The sequence below is a fragment of the Sphingomonas sp. genome (assembly GCF_042096255.1).
Lineage (GTDB): Bacteria > Pseudomonadota > Alphaproteobacteria > Sphingomonadales > Sphingomonadaceae > Sphingomonas.
Genome location: NZ_JBELLZ010000021.1, coordinates 14,402 through 32,854, shown reverse-complemented (window position 1 = coordinate 32,854; position 18,453 = coordinate 14,402). Strand labels below are relative to the sequence as shown.

At 67.3% G+C, this 18,453-nt stretch carries 14 protein-coding genes; 9 read left to right on the top strand and 5 right to left on the bottom strand.

The features are described 5' to 3' along the window. Positions 1-30 precede the first annotated feature (30 nt). Positions 31-2,289: an NADP-dependent malic enzyme gene (locus tag ACFDTH_RS06295; RefSeq protein ID WP_375286669.1), complete on the top strand. Its 2,259-nt coding sequence runs from the start codon at positions 31-33 to the stop codon at positions 2,287-2,289. Positions 2,290-2,370: 81 nt separating this feature from the next. Then, positions 2,371-3,126: an SDR family NAD(P)-dependent oxidoreductase gene (locus ACFDTH_RS06290; RefSeq protein WP_375286668.1), complete on the top strand. Its 756-nt coding sequence runs from the start codon at positions 2,371-2,373 to the stop codon at positions 3,124-3,126. A gap of 8 nt (positions 3,127-3,134) precedes the next feature. Here ACFDTH_RS06290 and ACFDTH_RS06285 read toward each other — a convergent pair whose 3' ends face one another. Together ACFDTH_RS06285 and ACFDTH_RS06280 are read right to left on the bottom strand one after the other, a co-directional pair. Next, positions 3,135-4,529: a metallophosphoesterase gene (locus ACFDTH_RS06285; RefSeq protein WP_375286667.1), complete on the bottom strand. Its 1,395-nt coding sequence runs from the start codon at positions 4,527-4,529 to the stop codon at positions 3,135-3,137. Then, a complete protein-coding gene (locus ACFDTH_RS06280) occupies positions 4,529-7,345 on the bottom strand; it encodes a TonB-dependent receptor (protein WP_375286666.1) in 2,817 nt (938 codons plus the stop codon). Before ACFDTH_RS06280 ends, ACFDTH_RS06285 begins: the two co-directional genes overlap by 1 nt. 247 nt (positions 7,346-7,592) lie before the next feature. Here ACFDTH_RS06280 and ACFDTH_RS06275 point away from each other — a divergent pair, with 247 nt between their 5' ends. From ACFDTH_RS06275 to ACFDTH_RS06255, 5 genes are all read left to right on the top strand, one after another. After that, positions 7,593-8,336 (top strand): methyltransferase domain-containing protein, encoded by a 744-nt coding sequence (locus ACFDTH_RS06275; protein WP_375286665.1) that lies wholly within the window; start codon positions 7,593-7,595, stop codon positions 8,334-8,336. Between the two features lie 43 nt (positions 8,337-8,379). Beyond that, positions 8,380-10,425, top strand: a complete 2,046-nt coding sequence (locus tag ACFDTH_RS06270) for a glycosyltransferase family 2 protein (protein ID WP_375286664.1) — start codon at positions 8,380-8,382, stop codon at positions 10,423-10,425. Then, positions 10,422-11,405 (top strand): hypothetical protein, encoded by a 984-nt coding sequence (locus ACFDTH_RS06265; protein ID WP_375286663.1) that lies wholly within the window; start codon positions 10,422-10,424, stop codon positions 11,403-11,405. Before ACFDTH_RS06270 ends, ACFDTH_RS06265 begins: the two co-directional genes overlap by 4 nt. A 155-nt stretch (positions 11,406-11,560) precedes the next feature. Continuing rightward, the gene (locus tag ACFDTH_RS06260; protein ID WP_375286662.1) at positions 11,561-12,637 is read left to right on the top strand and encodes a hypothetical protein; all 1,077 of its coding nucleotides are present in this window, start codon (positions 11,561-11,563) and stop codon (positions 12,635-12,637) included. Positions 12,638-12,681: 44 nt separating this feature from the next. After that, entirely contained in the window at positions 12,682-13,491 is an 810-nt protein-coding gene (locus tag ACFDTH_RS06255; RefSeq protein WP_375286660.1) for a hypothetical protein, read from the top strand. Here the strand turns inward: ACFDTH_RS06255 and ACFDTH_RS06250 are convergent. From ACFDTH_RS06250 to ACFDTH_RS06240, 3 genes are all read right to left on the bottom strand, one after another. Continuing rightward, entirely contained in the window at positions 13,456-15,417 is a 1,962-nt protein-coding gene (locus ACFDTH_RS06250; protein WP_375286659.1) for a glycosyltransferase family 2 protein, read from the bottom strand. The two genes, ACFDTH_RS06255 and ACFDTH_RS06250, sit on opposite strands and share 36 nt — an antisense overlap. A 90-nt stretch (positions 15,418-15,507) precedes the next feature. After that, positions 15,508-15,816 (bottom strand): hypothetical protein, encoded by a 309-nt coding sequence (locus ACFDTH_RS06245; protein ID WP_375286657.1) that lies wholly within the window; start codon positions 15,814-15,816, stop codon positions 15,508-15,510. A gap of 167 nt (positions 15,817-15,983) precedes the next feature. Further along, positions 15,984-16,397: a hypothetical protein gene (locus ACFDTH_RS06240; protein ID WP_375286656.1), complete on the bottom strand. Its 414-nt coding sequence runs from the start codon at positions 16,395-16,397 to the stop codon at positions 15,984-15,986. 164 nt (positions 16,398-16,561) lie between these two features. On the opposite strand from ACFDTH_RS06240, the gene ACFDTH_RS06235 reads away from it, so the two are divergent. Both ACFDTH_RS06235 and ACFDTH_RS06230 read left to right on the top strand, forming a co-directional pair. Further along, on the top strand, positions 16,562-17,635 hold the full coding sequence (locus ACFDTH_RS06235) for a GSCFA domain-containing protein (RefSeq protein ID WP_375286655.1): 1,074 nt from the start codon (positions 16,562-16,564) through the stop codon (positions 17,633-17,635). After that, positions 17,632-18,378, top strand: coding sequence for a hypothetical protein (locus tag ACFDTH_RS06230; RefSeq protein ID WP_375286654.1), 747 nt, complete (start codon positions 17,632-17,634; stop codon positions 18,376-18,378). Before ACFDTH_RS06235 ends, ACFDTH_RS06230 begins: the two co-directional genes overlap by 4 nt. The last annotated feature ends 75 nt before the right edge of the window (positions 18,379-18,453 follow it).

Here is an 18,453-nt window from a genome sequence, read left to right as displayed (position 1 = left end):
CGTAACCCTCCCGATCGCGCCTGAGGCCCCATGTCCGAACCGACCAAAGACCAGTTCTCCGAGCGCGAGGCGCTGCTGTTCCATTCCGAGGGGCGGCCCGGCAAGATCGAGATCGTCGCCTCCAAGCCGATGGCCACGCAGCGCGACCTGGCTTTGGCCTATTCGCCGGGAGTGGCGGTGCCGGTGCAGGCGATCGCGGACGACCCTGCCACTGCCTATGACTATACCGCCAAGGGCAATCTGGTCGCGGTGATCTCCAATGGCACCGCGATCCTCGGTCTCGGCAACCTTGGCGCGCTGGCCTCCAAGCCGGTGATGGAAGGCAAGGCGGTGCTGTTCAAGCGTTTCGCCGACGTCGATTCGATCGACATCGAGCTCAAGACCGAGGACGTGAACCGCTTCATCGACGCGGTCGAGCTGATGGAGCCGACCTTCGGCGGCATCAACCTGGAGGACATCAAGGCCCCCGAATGCTTCATCATCGAGCAGACCCTGCGCGAGCGGATGAACATCCCCGTCTTCCATGACGACCAGCACGGCACCGCGATCATCACCGCCGCGGGGCTGATCAACGCCTGCCTGCTGACCGGCCGGTCGCTCAAGGATGTCAAGGTGGTGGTCAACGGCGCCGGCGCGGCGGCGATCGCCTGCACCGAGCTGATCAAGGCAATGGGCGTGCGGCACGATAATGTGCTGATCTGCGACCGCAAGGGCGTGATCTACCAGGGCCGCGAGGACGTGAACCAGTGGCAGTCGGCGCATGCCGCCGCCACCGACCGGCGCACGTTGACCGAGGCGCTCCACGGCGCGGACGTGTTCCTGGGTCTGTCCGCCGCGGGCGCATTGAAGCCCGAGATGGTCAAGGACATGGCGCCCGCACCGATCATCTTCGCGATGGCCAATCCGGAGCCCGAGATCCGGCCCGAGCTGGCCAAGACGGCGCGCCCCGATGCGATCGTCGCCACCGGCCGGTCGGACTATCCCAACCAGGTCAACAACGTGCTGGGCTTCCCCTTCATCTTCCGCGGCGCGCTGGACGTGCGCGCGACGGGGATCAACGACGAGATGAAGATCGCCGCGGCGCAGGCGATCGCCGAGCTGGCGCGCGAGCGGGTGCCGGAGGAAGTGGCGATCGCCTATGGCACGCAGCACAGCTTCGGCCCCGAATATATCATCCCCGCGCCGTTCGATCCGCGGCTGATGGAGGTGGTGCCCGCCGCGGTCGCCAAGGCGGCGATGGATTCGGGCGTCGCCACCAAGCCGATCCTGGACCTTGCCGCCTATCGCACCAGCCTGCGCGCGCGGCTCAACCCGACCACTTCGGTGCTCACCCTGGCCTATGAGGGCGCGCGCGCGCACCCGAAGCGGGTGATCTTCGCCGAGGGCGAGGAGGAAGTGGTGCTGCGCGCCGCGATCGCCTTCAAGGAAGGCGGCTATGGCGTGCCGGTGCTGGTGGGGCGCGACGACGTGCCCGACCGGCTGCGCGCCTTGGGCGTCGCCAACCCGGACGAGTACGAGCTGCACAACAGCCGCATCTCGCCCCTCGTGCCGCAGATGGTGGAGCGGCTGTATGCGCGGCTGCAGCGTCGCGGCTACCTGCGCCGCGACTGTGAGCGGATGGTCAACCAGGACCGCAACATCTTCGGCTCGCTGCTGCTCGATCTGGGCGAGGGCGATGCGATGATCACCGGCATCACCCGCACCTATAGCGAGACGATGCGGCAGGTGTATCGCGTGATCGATCCGGCGCCGAACCGCACGCCCTTCGGCATCCACATCCTGGTCGGCCAGAGCCACACCGTGTTCGTCGCCGACACCGCGGTGAACGAGCGGCCGAGCCCCGAGCAACTCGCCGACTTCGCCGAACAGACCGCCGAGGTCGCCCGGCGGATGGGGCATATGCCGCGGGTCGCCTTCCTCAGCTATTCGAACTTCGGCAACCCGAAGGGGGAGTGGCTGGACAATATCCGCGAGGCGGTGGAGGTGCTCGACGCGCGTCAGGTGAGCTTCGAGTATGAGGGCGAGATGGCGCCGGACGTGGCGCTCAACCCCAAGCAGCTGGCGAACTACCCCTTCGCGCGCCTCTCCGGACCGGCGAACGTGCTGATCATGCCGGGGCTCCAGTCGGCGCATATCTCCGCCAAGCTGCTGCGCGAGCTGGGCGGCGATTCGGTGATCGGGCCGATGCTGATCGGCATGGACAAGCCGGTGCAGGTCGCGCCGATGACCTCCACCGCGGGTGAGCTGATGACCTTGGCGGTGCTCGCCGCGGGCGGCATCGCCCGGTAACCGGCGGCCCGCGCCGATGCTTTGACTTCGCGCGCGCCATCGCCCTAAGCGGACCGGCTTAATCGGGCGATGGAGGGGAAGATGACCGAGCAACTCGCGGGCCGCATCGCGCTGATCACCGGTGCATCGTCGGGCCTGGGTGCGCACTTTGCCGAGGTGTTCGTTGCGGCGGGCGCGCGCGTGGTGATCGGCGCGCGGCGGATCGACAAGGTCGCCGAGCTGGCCAAGCGGCTGGGCGAGGCGGCGCTTCCGGTGGCGATCGACGTGACCGACGAGGCCTCGATCACGGTGGCCTATGACGCGGCCGAGGCGCGGTTCGGCACCGTCGACACGATCGTCGCCAATGCTGGCCAGAGCAATCCGGGCCGGGCCACCGACATCGCCGCCGACCTGCTCCGGTCAACGGTGGACGTGAACTTCACCGGCGTGTTTCTCACCGCGCGCGAGGGTGCGCGGCGGCTGATCGCGGCGGGATCGAAGGAGCATGGCCGCGGGCGGGTGGTGCTGATCGGATCCGTGACCGCGCACATGACCGCGCAGGGCGACAGCGCCTATGCCGCGTCCAAGGCGGCGGTGGCGCATCTGGGGCGCAATCTGGCGCGCGAGTGGGTGCGATCGGGGATCAACGTCAACGTGCTCCAGCCCGGGTACATCCGCACCGGGATCAACGGCGACTGGTTCGACACCGAGGGCGGGGCGAAGCAGATCGCCGGCTGGCATCGCCGCCGGCTGATGCCGATCGACGCGCTCGATCCGACGCTGCTGTACCTCGCCTCGGACGCGAGCGCGCACCTGACCGGCGCGGTGATCGACGTGGACGACGGCCAGTCGCTTTAAGCGCGGCGCTACTTGCCCCGCGCGACGCAGGCGCCGCCGTCCGGTCCCACCGCGCCGGTGCAGGTACGCACCGGCGGCAGCGGCTCGGCCACATCGGTCAGCCGGTTGCGCCCGTCGCTGCCGCGGGTCAGGTCGAAGCCGTCGTACAGGACTCCGCTGGCGGTATAGGTGCGGAACTTGAGCCGCTCCGCCTCGACGTCGACGATCTGGAAAAGCTCGGTGGCTTCGGCGGTGCGGTCGGGCTGGGTGCGGGCGCGGTCGTTGAGCCCGTACATCTTCGATCCGGTCACCGAGACGAGATAGACCGGCCCCTGTGTCGCGCCGCTGGCGCGCGCGCGGCGTCCCGCCTCGCGGCCGGCCTCGGCGGTGAGACGGCTGTAGCAATGGTCGTGGCCCTGGAGGACGAGGTCGACCTTGCGGCGCTCGAACACCGGCTTCCACGCCGCCTTGAGCATTTCGGTGTCGTTGGGGCGGGCGCAGGTGAAGATCGGCTGGTGGAACAGCACGACGTTCCACTTCGCCCGGCTCGCCGCGAGCGTCGCGTCGAGCCACTTCGTCTGCGCATCGAGCGCGCCGAGGTCGAGCGCGGCGGTGCCGTCGAGGATGATGAAACGCACGCCCTGGTAATCGACGAAATAGGTCGTCGCCTTGACCGGCGCGACGCCGTTCGCGGGGAGCGTGAACTGGAGCGGCCAGTACGGCCCCAGCTTGCGACTCTCGCTACCGTCGGGCTTCAGCGTGTCGACGTATTCGTGGTTGCCGGTGGCGGGCAGCTGCGGAATCTGGCTGTAATTGTAGCCGCCCGCCTGGTTCCACTCGCCCCATTCGTCGTCATGGTCGAGGTCGTCGCGCTGCGCGGCGAGGTCGCCGGCGTGGACGGTGAGCGCGATCTTGCCCTCGGCGAAGCCCTGGCGGATCACGCGGCTGGCATAAGTGAGGATGCCGTTCTGGGTGTCGCCGAGATAGAGGAAGCGGAACGGCTTGAACGCCGGGGCGGCGGTGCGGAACTGGAACCACTCGGTCCAGCCCGCCGCGCCCTTGACGCGATAGGCATAGACGCGGTCGGGCGTGAGGCCGGCGAAGCGGACCTGGTGGTAATGCGCCTGGCCGTTGCTGCTGGCGATCGGGCGGGTGGTGCCGGTGACCAGCTTCGCCTCGCGCTCCAGCGTCGGGCCGTCCACCGCCAGCGCGATCTGCGCCTCGGCGGTGGCCTGCGCGGTGTCGGTGCGGAAGGCGACCGCCATCTCATGGGCCGGGTCCGCCCCCGCGGTGAGCACGATCCGGTCGGGGATCGAGCGCGGCGCATAAGGCGTTCCCGGGGTGCGCGGCACCAGTTGGGCGCTCTCCTGCGCCGCCGCCGGGATGGCGAGCAGCGCGGCGGCGAGCAGGAAAGCGCGCCGCATCAGAAGTTCGCCCTGAGGCCGAACTTCAGCGTGTAGGAATATTCCTCATACTGAAGCAGGCGGCGGCTGATCGGCGCATTCTGGTACGCGACATATTTGGCGTTGTTGATGTTCACCCACTCCCCGAACAGCTGGAGGTTGGGGGTCACGCGGAAGCGCGCCGAGGCGTCGAGCTGGAAGTGCTGGCGGACGTAGCGGTCCTCGCTGGCCACCGCCTGCACCTCGTCGAGATACTTGTCGCGATAGGTGCCGGCAAGGCGGATGCTGACCGGGCCCTTTTCATACCCAAGCACCGCGTTGAACGTGTGCCGCGACGAGGCGGGCAGCGGGATATCGCGCAGGCCGCCGGTGTCGCCGTCGAAGGTCTCGCCGTCGGCATCGGTGAAGGTGTAGTTGAGGTTGGTCAGCAGCCCGTCGAACGGCGCGGGCAGCATGGTGAAGACCTGCGAGAAGGCGGCCTCGACGCCAAAGATCGTCGCCTTGCCGCTGTTGAGCGGGATGGACGCCTCGGTGAAGCCGATGCCGCGATAGACGCCGTTGTAGGGGGCATCGTCGCCTTCGAAGGTCACCGTGGTGATGTAGTCGGAGATGTCCTTGTAGAAGGCGCCGACCTGCAGGACGCTGGACTTGGCGAAATACCATTCGGCGCCGGCATCGAAGTTCCAGGCGCGATAGGGCTTGAGGTCCGGGTTGCCGAACGTGCCCTCGCCCTCGTCGCCGTCACGCTCGATCGCGAAGCGGGGGGCGAGCTGGCCGATCTGCGGGCGCACCAGGCTCTTGAACACGCCCGCGCGCAGGACGATGTCATCGGTTGCCTCGAAGCGTGCCACCGCGCTCGGCAGCCAGTCGGTATAGCTGCGGCGGATCTGGTTTCGCGAGACGAGCAATTGCTCGGCATCCTCGTCGATCGAGGCGGTGTTGCCGGTGATGATGTTCTCGGTGCGCTCCATCCGCACGCCGCCGATCAGCCGCAGCGGACCGGACTGGAAGCGGCCGAGCAGATAGGCCGAATAGATGTCCTCATCGACCGCATAATCCTCTGCGACCGAGGCATAGGCCGAGGGCAGCACGTCATATTCGAACAGGTCCGCATTCTCGCGCAGGAAGCCGCGCTCGCCGCGCTTCTTCACCAGCGGGCCGAGATCGGCGAGGCGATAGGTCTGCGAGCCCAGCACGTCGGCGAGCGTGAAGTCGCCGTCGAAGCCGCCCGCGGTCTCGATGTTGAGATCGAAGGTCTTGCGGCGCAGGCGCGCCTTGCCGCCCGCCTGAACGTCGAACGTGCCGTTGGCGAGGCCGAAGGTGCGGGTGAAGTCGGCGCGGAAGTTCCATTCGGTGTCGACCGACTTGCTCAATGCGGTGCGGTCGAAGCCGTCGAACTCATATTGCGACGGATCCTCGAAGTCCGCGACCGAGGCGCCGGCAACGGTGAAGCGCGGGCGCAGGTAGTTGCCGTAGTCGAAGCCGACGGCCAGATCGTCGCCCTCCTCGCCGCTGAACTCGCGTGCGAAGACGATCGGGTCGATCGATCCGTCTTCCACTTCCGAGGCGCGCGAGAAGGCGGCGGCGTAGCGCAATGTCCACGGCCCCTCCACCGTCTCGCCGCCGACCGTATAGGACTGGATCTTCTGCACCTCGAACCGGTCCTTCAGGTCCCGCTCCACGGTGATCGCGCCATCGGCGGAATCGAAGGTGGCGGTGCTGCCGGTCGAGGCGCTGGGCGCCTCGTCGAATCCGAAGATCAGGCGGCGGCGATCCTCCTGGTCGGAGAAGCGGTTGTAGATGCCGCGCGCATACAGGCGGGTCGATGGCAGGGGCTGCCAGTCGAACGACAGCGAGCCGCCGGTGCGCAGGCGGCGCACGTCATAGTCGCGATACTCGACCGTGTCGGCGAAGCCGTTGCCGGCATCATCCTCGTCCCACCCGTCCATCTCGATATTGTCGGTCTCGAACTTGCGCAGGTAGTAGGAACCACCGCCGGAGACGCCGAAATTGTCGGTGATCCGCGTCGAGAAGGTGACGCTGCCCTTGGGGGTCAGCTTGTCCGAATAGTCGTTGTACGAGCCTTCGACCGAGCCGGCGAGCAGCGCCTTCTTGCGGTCGAACGCGCTGGTGGTGTTGATTTCCACCGACGCGCCGATCGTGTCGCCGTCCATGTCCGGGGTGAGCGACTTCTTGATCTCGATCGATTCGATCAGCTCGGACGCGACTACGTCCAGCGCGACCGAGCGGGTGTCCGCCTCCGGCGCGGGCACGCGGATGCCGTTGAGCGAGGAGGCGTTGAGCGACGGATCGAGGCCGCGGACCGCGACGAAGCGGCCCTCGCCCTGATCGTTGAGCACGTTCACGCCGGGCGCGCGGCGGACGGACTCGGCGACGTTCTGGTCGGGGAACTGTCCGATCGAGTCACGCGTCAGCACGCTCTCGACGCCGTCGGCGCCGCGCTGGCGGCTCAGCGAACTGGCAAGGTTGGCGCGCTGACCGGTGACGAGGATGTCGCCTTCGGTGCCGATCACCACGTCCTGCACCAGATCACCCGTGGCATCGACGGTGATGCTGGTGTCGACCGGCTCGGCGCCGGTGTAGGTGACGCGCAGCGTGTAGGTGCCGGCGGGGACGTCGGGGAAGCGGAAGCCGCCCTGGTCGTCGGCCTCGATCGTCCGGCCGAGCTCCACCAGCGTCACCTGCGCGCTCGGCAGGGTGCGCGTGCCGCTATTGTCGGACACGGTGCCGGTGACCTGGCCTGCGTGAGCGATGGCCGGTGCGCAGACGAGCGCGGTGCCGACCAGAAGGCGCACGCGCGCGCGCTTCGTGAGCATGAAAGTTCCCCCTGATTTGATGTATTTTAGTCGGAGGGGCCCATGTGCGAGGCCGATTGCAGCCCGGTGACGTAGTGGTTACCGTTTTGTGTCGTTGCCATCGCTGGCGGAGGGCCGCCGGTGTGCGCTGCAGCAATTAACCGAGCTTCACCCTTGCGCTCTCGGGCGCGCCGCGGATATCCGGCCCGCGGGGCGCGTGCGGGCCGGGGAGTCCGCAACGGAAACGCAAATGGCGGAGGAAGCGGCCATGCAGCATGCACAGGAAGAGACGATGGATTCGGAGGGCGAGGCGCCAGCTCCGAGCTGCAACTTCTGCCTGAGTTCGTCCTTCGAAGCGGTAGGCGGGCGCGAGGGCGAGAAGTGCGCCAATTGCGGGGCGCTGCGCCGGCATCGCGTGGCGCTGGAGGTGTATCGCCGCCATGGGCTGTGCGGCCTCGGCGAGACGTCCTCGTCCCTGCGCGTGCTCCACCTGCTGCCGGAAGCGCAGCTGCGCCGCGAGATCACAGCCTATGCCGGCACGGGCTATCTCATGGCGGAGTTCCGCCCGAGCCGCCCGAAGGCCGCGCAGACCCTGCGGCTCGATCCCGACGATCCCTTCTGGATCTTCCCGGACGATTATTTCGACTTCGTGCTCCACAACCACGCGCTGATCTACATGCCTGGCCAGTATCGAGACACGCTGGCCGAGATCGCGCGCATCCTGAAGCCGGGCGGCCACCACATTTTCTCGGTGCCCGGTCCGGACATGGGCATGGACACGCAGGAAGGGGGCGAGCATCTCGACGACGACGCGCGGCAGCAGACTTATGGCAAGTACGGGCATATCAAGCGGATGGGCAAGGACCTGATCGAGACCCTGAAGGGCATGCCCGGCGGGCAGTTCCGCTACGACGATCTCAGCAACGAGGACCGCGCCCGGATCGGCGTGACGCCCGGCTCCAACCGGCTGCTCTTGTGGCGCAAGGGCAGGGCGCGGGCCGCCAAGGCCTGATCCGAACCACCGCTCCCCACGGTCTTCCCAGGACGCGCGATCGATGCACCAAGTTTCGTACCTGTTTCCCTCAACCGTGGACCTGGTCGACAACAGCGACGCGTTCGATGCCGATTGGTACCTGGCCGCCTATCCCGATGTGGCGCTGACCGGATTGCCGCCTGCGGCGCATTTCGCGGCGTTCGGCTGGCGGCTGGGGCGTCGGCCGGGCGGGGCGGTGAGTGACGAGGCAGCAGGGCGGCTCTCGGCCGCGCTTGGCCGGCGGCCGGCGATCTCCTATTGCATCCCGATCATGAACCGGCCGGACGACATCCGGCTGACGCTCGCCGCCAATCTCGAGGCGAACCGCGCCGCCGCCGCGGAGATCGAGTTCATCGTTCTCTTCTATGACACCGATGCCGAGACGCACGACTGGGTGCGGGGGACGTTCGCGGACAATCTGGCCACCGGCTACCTCCGGCTGATCGTCACCGATCCGCTCGACCGCTGGCATTTCGGCCGCGCCAAGAACGGCTTCCGCCCATTCATGCGCGGGGCGGTCTATTCCAGCCTTGACGGCGACAATTACGTGACGCTGGAGGAGACGGAGCAATTGCTCGATCTCCACCGCAGCAGCCCCGGTCTGTTCGCCTTTCACCAATTTTCGGGCGACTGGGGCGATGGCACCAGCGGGCGCATCAGCGTTTCGCGGCGATTGTACTATGACGTCGGCTACGACACCAACTTCCTGCCCCGGCAGTTCGACGAGAACGATTTCCTGATCAGCGCGCTGGTCCGCTACCCCGAGGCGGCCTTCTATCGCTATGAAACGCGCGACCATGTATTCTCCACCAAGCGCGGGATGCCCTTTCTGGAGGCGCGGCCGGCGCTGGCCGCGCGGGCGCAGACGCTGCCGCCGGTGCATCGCATCGCCGCGGCCAATCCGCGCGGTGCGGACTATGTCGCCGAGAGCAGCGAATTCGGCGCGATGCTCTATTTCAACCAGTCGATCTGCTATTGGCGCAACTCGGTCGACAAGGCGCGATCCTATTACATGCGCCAGGTCCTGGCCGCGCGCCACCAGCTGGTCGATGCGATCGCGCCCGATCGGTTGCTGCCGATGGTGCTGGATCTGGTCCGTCACGTCGATGCGCCGCCGCTCGGCGAGCGTGATGTCGCCGTGTTCATGGTGGTGAAGAACGACAACGAATTCCTGCCGCTGATCTACGACCACTACAAGGCGCGGGGCGTGCGCCGCTTCTTCATCGTGGACGACCATTCGGACGTGCCGGTGGCGGAGGTGCTGCCCTATGCCGACGTGTCGGTATTCGCGCCGCGCGCGGGCGGCTTCGCGACCGGAAAGGGCATGTGGCTGGACGTGCTGTCACGCCGCTTCCTGCCCGATCGCGGCTGGGCGATGATGATCGACGCCGACGAGTTCGTGGACCTGCCGACCGGTGTCGCATCCTTCCCGGCGCTTGCGGAGGCAGCGGAGGCACAGGGCCTGGAGCACATTCCCGCGCTGATGATCGACATGGTGCCATCCCGGCCGGTGGAGGCGGACAATTTCGTCGAACTGTTCTCGGCACTCGACTCCTTCGGCGCCGTCGCGGGTCCGCCATCGCCCGACTATTCGGACCACCATTCGGTGAAATGGGCGTTCGGAGATCGGGCCGCTTATGCCTGGGGCATCGACGTCCGCTATCATGCCTTCGGCACGATCGACACGCTGCGCAAGATTCCGATGTTCCGGGTGCGCGCGCACCAGCATCCGAACCAGGGCTTTCACGAGCTCCACTTCACCGACGGCACGCCCTCGCCGGGGACCGCGGTCTGGGACCTGCCGATCATTCTCCCGATGCGCCACTACAAGACACTGAAGCTGTTCAGCGCCGATCTTCACGCACGTACCCGCGTCTATGTCGGGACCCGGGGCGCCGAATATCATAGCCGTACCTCGGAGAACATCAGCAAGATCTTCGGCGAGGACCGGGCCAGCACCGCCGATACGCTGATGGCGGTGCCGAACTGCCGTTACTCGCCGGCCGTGTTCGAGCAGATGCTGGCAGGCTGGCGGACCGACGCGGATGGGGAGCTCAGCGCCGCATGACTGATATGAGGCAGGCAGCGCTGCAGCGCCGGGACGACCGCGCGTGGGCGACGGCGCTCGCGATCGACGACTTCTCCGGCATCGCGGCGAACCGCGACTGGATCGGCTCGATCCCCGCGGATCCGAACTGGCGGACCGTGCTGCGCGCGGACGCCCCCGGCACGATCGCGTGTACCGAGAAGGGCGAACTGCGCCTGACCTGGCCGACTTCGGCAAGCCTGGTCCACCTGTTCACCTTCCTGCCGCTGCCCGCCGTGGCACCCGGAAGCGCGCTCCAGGTGCGCATCGTGCTGACATCCCGGTCAGTTGCGGACCTTTTGCGCGTCCTGGTCGCGGTGGTGCTCCAGCATCGGCGCGGCGACGATTTCTACAACAGCCTGTCCATACGGGACATGCGGATCGTGCGGAGCGCGGAGGGCGGCACGCAGGCGATCGCCGAAGGCGTGCTCGAGGAGATGCCCGCCAACCTGGACCAGTTCAAGCTGCTGTTCCGGCTGAACCCGGCGGCAGGTGAGCTGGCGGTCCGGTCGGTCGAAGTGTTCACGCGCGCCGTGTCGGCCGATCATCCGCTGACGGTCGGCGAGCAGCACGCTGCGCCCCCGGAGCCTGCCGTGCTGGCGCCCGCCGCGCTGGCCGCGACGCCGCTGCCGACAGCGATAGCAGTGCACCACGGCTTGCCGCGGCTGATCCAGACGCTTCCCGCTCCGGCCATTGAGACGGCCGACGGAGCCTTGCGAGACGATCTTGCGGCGCTGCGCGGCGATGTTGCCCGCCTGGCAACTGCGCTCGCCACCCGCATGCCTGCCGGCGCGGCGGACGCGACGGTCGAGCGCCTGACTGCCGAGGTCGCCGCGCTTGTCCGCCAGCACGAGGAGATGCGGCAGGCGCTGCTGGACGAGGTGGCGGTGCTGGCGACGGAGAACGACCGGTTGCGGCGCGACGTGGATCGCTTGTCCATTGCCGAGGAGCGGCAGCGTTGACCGGCCAGTATGGCTACCGCTTCCCTGGCGAAGACGTCGTAACGACTTCGGGCCGGCTGGCTTTCCGTTGATGCCCGGGTAAGGTGCGCGCGCTTGGCAGGCTCGTGCAGGACTGCATGCCGAAGGGATGTGATAGCTGGATGGAGCCGTCCCCGGTGGACGCCGCTCCGACGAAGGAAGACAAGATGGGCAGCATTGTCCTGCACGTTGGAACGCACAAGACCGGCACTACCACCCTTCAGGGCGCACTGTTCGAAAAACGGGAAGCGTTGAAAGAGAAGGGAATCTATTATCCGTCCGGTTGGGAAGTGTTCGGCGGCAATCGGGAGCTGCCCAGTGCCCGGGCGCACTTCCGCTTTGCCGAAGCACTGACCAAGACCGACGCCGCCTCCGCGGAAAAGATCGCCCGCTTCCGCGAGCATATCCTCGCGGCGGCGACGCAATACCGTCATGTCGTGCTTTCCGCGGAATCCTTCTATCGTCACATCTTTCCCGACCACGGCCAGAAGGTGGCGGCACAGGCCAAGTATGATCTTCACGAAGCCTATCTCGACCGGCTGGCGGGATTCGTCGAGGGTCTGGATAGCTGTGCGGTCATCTACTTCCGCCGCCCGGACGCCTTTGCGGAGTCGATGTACGCCGAGTCTGCGGTCAACTCGATGAACTCGGCACCCTTTGAGAAGTTCATCACGGCCGATCGCATGCGATACGACTACAAGTTCCACCTGGACGCGCTGCGCCGGCGCTTCGCGACGCGCGCTCTGTGTTTCGAGGACGCGGTGGGCACCGGCCTGCTCGCCTCCTTCTTCGAAGTGCTCGGCACCGATCCCGGCGAGTGGGACGCGCGCTCGGAGCGCGTCTCCATATCCAAGAATGCCGTGCAATGGATCATGTGGCAGAAGCGGGCGGGGGACATGTCCCAGCAGGATCGCCGGCGGCGCTGGCTGTTCGCCTTGCAGGACGAGCAGGCCGATCTGCTCGCCACGCCTAAAGAGATGTCGTTCTGGGCATCCGATGAGGACCGGAGCGCCTTCAATGCAAAGGCCCTGGAAGGCTTCGACGAGTTCACATTTCCCGAACCGCGTGCGACACTGACGCCGCTGCCGGCATGGACCGCGCAGCGGCACGAGGCGGTGGAATCGGTGTACCAGGACTGGAAGGGGCGGAACGAGGAGCGGCTGCGCTGGCGCGAAGCCAACTTCCTGGCTCCTTTCGTGGACCCGAACCGTTAAGTGGCGTTCCGCTGACCGAAGCTCCCCGACGAAAGGACGAATTGATGGCCGAACCCGGTCAGACCCTGGTGAACACCGGTGCGGGCAAGATCGCCACGCCCTTCGTGATCTGGACGCTGCAGCGCACCGGCGGCACCAACTTCAACGGATTCCTGAACCGCGCCTCCGCGCATGCCAAGTTCCAGGACGAGCCGTTCAACCTGCCGCGCGAGCATGGCAGCGTCACCGCAGCCTGGAATGCCGACAAGGATGTCGACAAGCTCGCGGCAGACATTGACGCGATCTGCGCACAGAAGAAGAACATGAAGCATTGCGTCGAAAAGGTGCCGAACGCGGTCAACCGCGCGCTGGCGACCAGCGCGACCAAATTCGGCTATGCCCCGATCTTCCTTGTGCGCCGCGAGCTGCTGCCGCGCGTGCTTTCGAAGGAATATGCCGAGCGGACCAAGTCCTGGGGGCCCAGCACGGTGCTGGAGGAGGGGCAGGACGACTTCGCCTTCGGCCGGCCGCTCGACGTCGAGCGGCTCGCCGCCCAGGAGGCCGAGGCGATCGAAACGCTGACCAAGGCGTGGCGCTTCCTGCGCAAGATGGAGGCGGCGCCGATCGTCGTCTCGTTCGAGGAACTCTACAACAGCGACGTCGCGGTCGCGGTGGCGGCGTTCAACCGCGTCCTGAAGCGGCTGGGGGTGGCGCCCGATGCTGACACCATTGCGGAGATGGTGGAAGCGGTGCGGAGCGGCGGCGACCAGCAGACGCGGGATCGCTACGCGCGGTTCGAGGGCATCGACACTCTGCGCGAGCGGCTGGCCGAGATCGAGCTACCCGCTTTCATCGCCAGCGGCCCCCAGGCCTAGGCGCGCCGCCTCCTCCGGGCCGACCAGGGCGCCGGGGCCGACGAGCGCGGCGAGCGCCTCGCCCGTGAGGGTCCCGGCCGGGAGCCAGCGCACCGGCCGGGCGAACGCCTGCTCGAGATGCAAGATCTGCCGGCGGATCCGTGCTGCCCGGCCGGACGCGGGACCCAGGCTCCAGCCGTCGGCACGGACGATCAGGGCGTCCGCGTAAATGCGGCTCGCGGCACCGGCCGGCAGATCGAAGGGAGCGGGATCGGCGACGAGTAACAAGGCCACCTGGAGCGCGTCATCGAACCCCATCCGTGCGACCGCACCGGCCGAGATCATCGCCTGCGCCGGGTCGGCCAGCCACTCGCGCTGGATGCGGCCTTTCTGCACCACGCCCATCTGGCACAGGCCGACCGCGTGGCCGTCGGCAATCCAGCGCCGCGCCTGCGATAGCGCGGCGCGCAGGCCGGGCGTTTCGTAGCGGAAATCGCCCAGGATGATCCGCTCCGGCATCGCCGCCACGGACGCGGTGTCGCGATCGGGCCGGAGTGCGACCGGGATCGCGAACGGCCGCGGCGTCTGCGGCAGCCGCGGGTCGGCACCCTGCGTCTGGATCGCCTCGTGCCAGCGGCGCCAGCCGCCACGATACTGGATTCGCTGCGGCGAGAACCAGCCGGGCGCGATGCTCTCGCTGGTCAGCGAGCTCGCGTGGAGCAAGCCCACCGACAGCGGCGGCCCTTCCACCCGGCCGATCGGCCGCCCCGATACGACCTCCAGCCGGTGGCGCGCCTCGGTGTCCGCGCCACTGCGCACCTCGTCGAAGCCGCCGAGCATCTCCGGGGCCGCCTCACGGCGGATCATGAAGGAGGAGAGGTTCTCGTAGGACAGACGGCCGGAACCGCTGAACAGGCGGAACTCCATTTCCGGCGAGGCGCGCACCCAATCCGAGGTGCAGGCGAGGTGACCGCCATCCAGCAGGTGCGTGACCTGCCGCTCGATCTTCTGCGGGTGCGACCAGTCGTCCGCATCGTGGAAGGTCACCAGCGCGCCGTCGCATCGCGCCATGCCGATGTTGCGGGCGCGGTAGGTGCCGCCGTTGACCGGCAGCCGCACGACGCTGACGCGCGGGTCCAGCGCCGCGCAGGCCGCGATCTCAGCGGCATGGGGCGGATCACTATGGTCGTCGACGATAACCAGGCGGAGGTTGCGCCAGCTTTGCCGCAGCACCCCCTCGACGGCATGGCGGATCGGCAGCGGCGGGTTGAAGACGGTCATCACCACGCTGACCCGCGGCCCCTCCACGATGTCGGGTGGCGGCGTGGGGGTGTGGAGCCGTTCGAAGCAGCTGCCCTGCTGATCGAACCCCAGGGTCGCAAGGCCCGCCCGGGTGAGCATGAGATTGAGCGGGTGCAACCGATGCGTCGCATCGTACCGCTGCTCCGCCGACAGGGTGCGCGGCCAGTAACGCAGGTTGCAACGCAGCAGCGCCTGTTCGAGCGGCGAAAGCAATGCTCCGGGCGGCGCTGCCAGCATCGCGCGCGCCTCCGCTACCCGGCCCGCCGTGCCGAGCAGCAGGATGTAGCGAGTCACGTCGACGTCGCGGAACCGGGCGGGACAGAGCGCGGCGGCGCGATCGTAGAGCGCCAGCGCGGCGGCTTCGTCCTCGCCGCCCAGCGCCTGGTTGGAGACGAGACGCGCGGTGCGAACCAGCGCGTCGCCGCTTACGGTATCGTGCGGATTGAACGGGGCAGCGCCATCGACCGACCGACACCAGTCGAGCAGCCGCGCATAGGGGGCGCGGCCATCGGTGCAGGCCAGTGCCAGGAATTCCCGCATGCGCCACGACCGCTCGCGGAAGCCCGCCCATTCTAGCGGATCGAGGCTCGATCGGAACAGTTCGATCGTGTCGCGATCGAACTGTTCCGAGGGGTCAAAGGTCATCGAAGATTCCGGCAGCGCATCGCACCCGGGCGGGAACGGATAACCGTTCACCGGAGAGCCCGCGCACGACCAGCGCTACGGGCACGCAGATCAGGCGGCGGTGTCTTCCGTCGCTTCGGGCTTTTCCGCCGGCTGCTCGGGATAGGCCTCGACAAAGGCACGGGCCAGGTTGCGCGGCGACTTCGCCTCTCCGGTTGCGATATGGCGCAGCACGTCGACGGCTACCTGGTTCCGCTTGCGCTCGAAGACGCCGCGGCGCGTCTCTTTGGCAACATATTTGAGGCGCTTGTCAATCCACTTGGCGCTGACCCGAACAGTACCTGTAGTATTCGTGGCCTCCGAAGACTCGTCTGCCTTGTTCTCTTCGGCCTGACCTGCAACCATGGTCTCTTCACTCATCATTCTATCCTTTTCATCTGTAAAGATTACTGCCGCACTTTGCCGCGAAAGCATCGCGAGGTCAAGAAAATGACGGGTCCGCGTCGCTTAGACTGGCGCCGGCCACGTCCGCTCGCTCAGGCGCGCGCCTGTGTCGTCAGACCGCGTCTGCGTCTCTCCGCGGATCGTCAGTGAGCGGCGGCCTGCGGGTGTTCGGCAAGACGGAAGAGCAGCGCCTGCGCAAACTGCGCGTCCCGCAGCGACTGCGCCGATACATCGACCACCGACATCACACCTGTCGTGGAATGATCGCGGATGAGCTTGAGGCAGCCCGCGCCGTCCGTCGGGTGAAGCGGATCCTTCACCATCACGACGCTGACGATATTGCCGAGATGGGCGGGGCACAGGGCCCGCAGCATGCTGGTATGATCGCGATCCGAATGCATCGTCTCGCTCAGCACCTCGTCCGCATCGCAGCTGGAGGTCAGCACATCCGGATTGACCCAGACCACATCGCGCAGCCGTGCCAGGTCGAATGCGAGATTCAGCCCTTCGCTTACGCAGCTGACAACGGCAATAGCCCCCATTTTCCCGGCGACCATTTATTATTGGGTGTCAGCAAGGGATATCCAATCGATTGCTGCAACGCAAGGCGCGCCGACAGCGAAGCGAGGTGTCCGGCCCATAATGAGTAGCGTTGGACGCGATGTTGCAATGCGGTGGCATGGCGGTAGAAGCGCGCGCGGTCGCAGCGGAAAGGGATCATATGCCGGCGTCACCTTACAGTGACCTGCCGCCCGAGCGCTTCTGGCGCAGCGGCGTTGCAGAGAGCGACCCCGCCACGATCGAGGCGCTGTACCGCAAGCGCTTCCCGATCGCGCGAACCGACAGGATCGCCACCGCCGGAAGCTGCTTCGCCCAGCATATCGCACGCAACCTGCGCCAGCGCGGCTGCGATGTGCTCGATACCGAACCCGCGCCGCCCGGACTCGACAAGGCTCAGGCCGAGGCGCGCGGCTATGGCCTCTATTCGGCGCGCTATGCCAACATCTACACCGCCGCGCAGATGCTCCAGCTGGTTCGCGAGTCCTTCGGGCGCGAAACCCCGAGCGACCGCGTGTGGGAGAAGGACGGGCGGTTCTTCGATGCGCAGCGCCCCGGCGTCGAGCCGGCAGGGCTGGACAGCCCGGAGATGGTGCTGGCGCATCGCGCGCACCACCTCGCCAAAGTGAAGCGTGCGTTCAACCAGTGCAACGTGCTGGTCTTCACCTTCGGCCTGACCGAGGGTTGGATCGAGACCGCGACCGGCACGGTCTTTCCGACCTGTCCGGGCACGATCGCCGGCACCTTCGACGCCGATCGCTACAGCTTCAAGAACTATACGGTGGGCGAGGTCGTCGCCGATTTCGCGCGGGTGCGCCAAATCCTGAAGCGCCACGATCCCGAAAAGCGCTTCCTGGTTACCGTTTCGCCGGTGCCGCTGACCGCGACCGCGGCGCCGACCCACGTGCTTCAGGCGACCACCTATTCCAAATCGGTGCTGCGCGCCGCCTGCGGGGAGCTCTACGACCGGTTCGAGGACGTGGACTATTTTCCGTCCTACGAGCTGATCGCCACGCCGTTCAGCAAGGGCCGCTTCTTCGAACCCAACCTGCGCTCGGTGACTCCCGAGGGTGTCGAGACCGTGATGCGGACCTTCTTCCGCGAGCACGGCAATCTGGAGGACGCGCCCGCGCCTGTATCCGAAGCGGTGAAGCCTGTTCGGGGATCGGCCAAGGCAAAGCGCCACGACGAGGATGTCGTGTGCGAGGACCTGATGCTGGAGCAGTTCGCCCGATGAGGATCCTGATCCTGGGCGATTCGCATATCGCGGCGTATCGTGCGGCTCTGGATGGGGGCTATCGCGGTCCGGACGGGGTCACCTTTGCCTTCTTCGGCGCGCCGGCAAACCGCTTGTCGAGGCTGACCCTAAAGGATCGCGTGCTCGGCACGACCAACACGACGATCGCGGAGAAGCTGGTCAAGCTCTGGGGCGCGAGCAGCTTCGATCTCGCCGACATCGACCTTGTCGCGCTTGTTGGGCTGGGCTCAAATGCGCGGCTGCTCGGGCCCCTCTACAAGGCCCATCGCACCGATGCGATGGCGGAAGGCGATTTCCTGGTGTCCGAGGACACGTTCGACTTGGCCGTGGAGGGCCTGCTGCGCGCCTCGCTGTTCGGGCGCGTGGTCGAGATCCTGCGGGCGGGCGATGCGCCCCCTGTGATCGGGCTGCCGCAGCCGCTGCCCTCGCCCGAGCTCCTGGTTCAGGAGCCGAGAAACTGGATCGGCACGGCGATAAGCAACGGCGATGGCGACCGGCTGCGCCTGGCCGTGGAGCGCGCGCACACCCGGCTGGGGCTGCACGCGGTGATCGCGCAGCCGGAGGAGACGCTGCATGCGCCGTTGCTCACCCGGATCGAGCTGATGCAGAGCGGCGTGCGCCTGAACGACAGCAAGGAGGCGGACGACCTCAGCCACGCCAATGCCGACTATGCGGCGCTCGTGCTCGACCGCATGTTCGCGGAGCTTGGCACGCCCGCCTGAGGGTGGACGCCGCAGGGCTGGACGCGGGCGCCGGGGACGGCGAAGCTGCGCGGCATCTCTGGGAGGGGATGCATG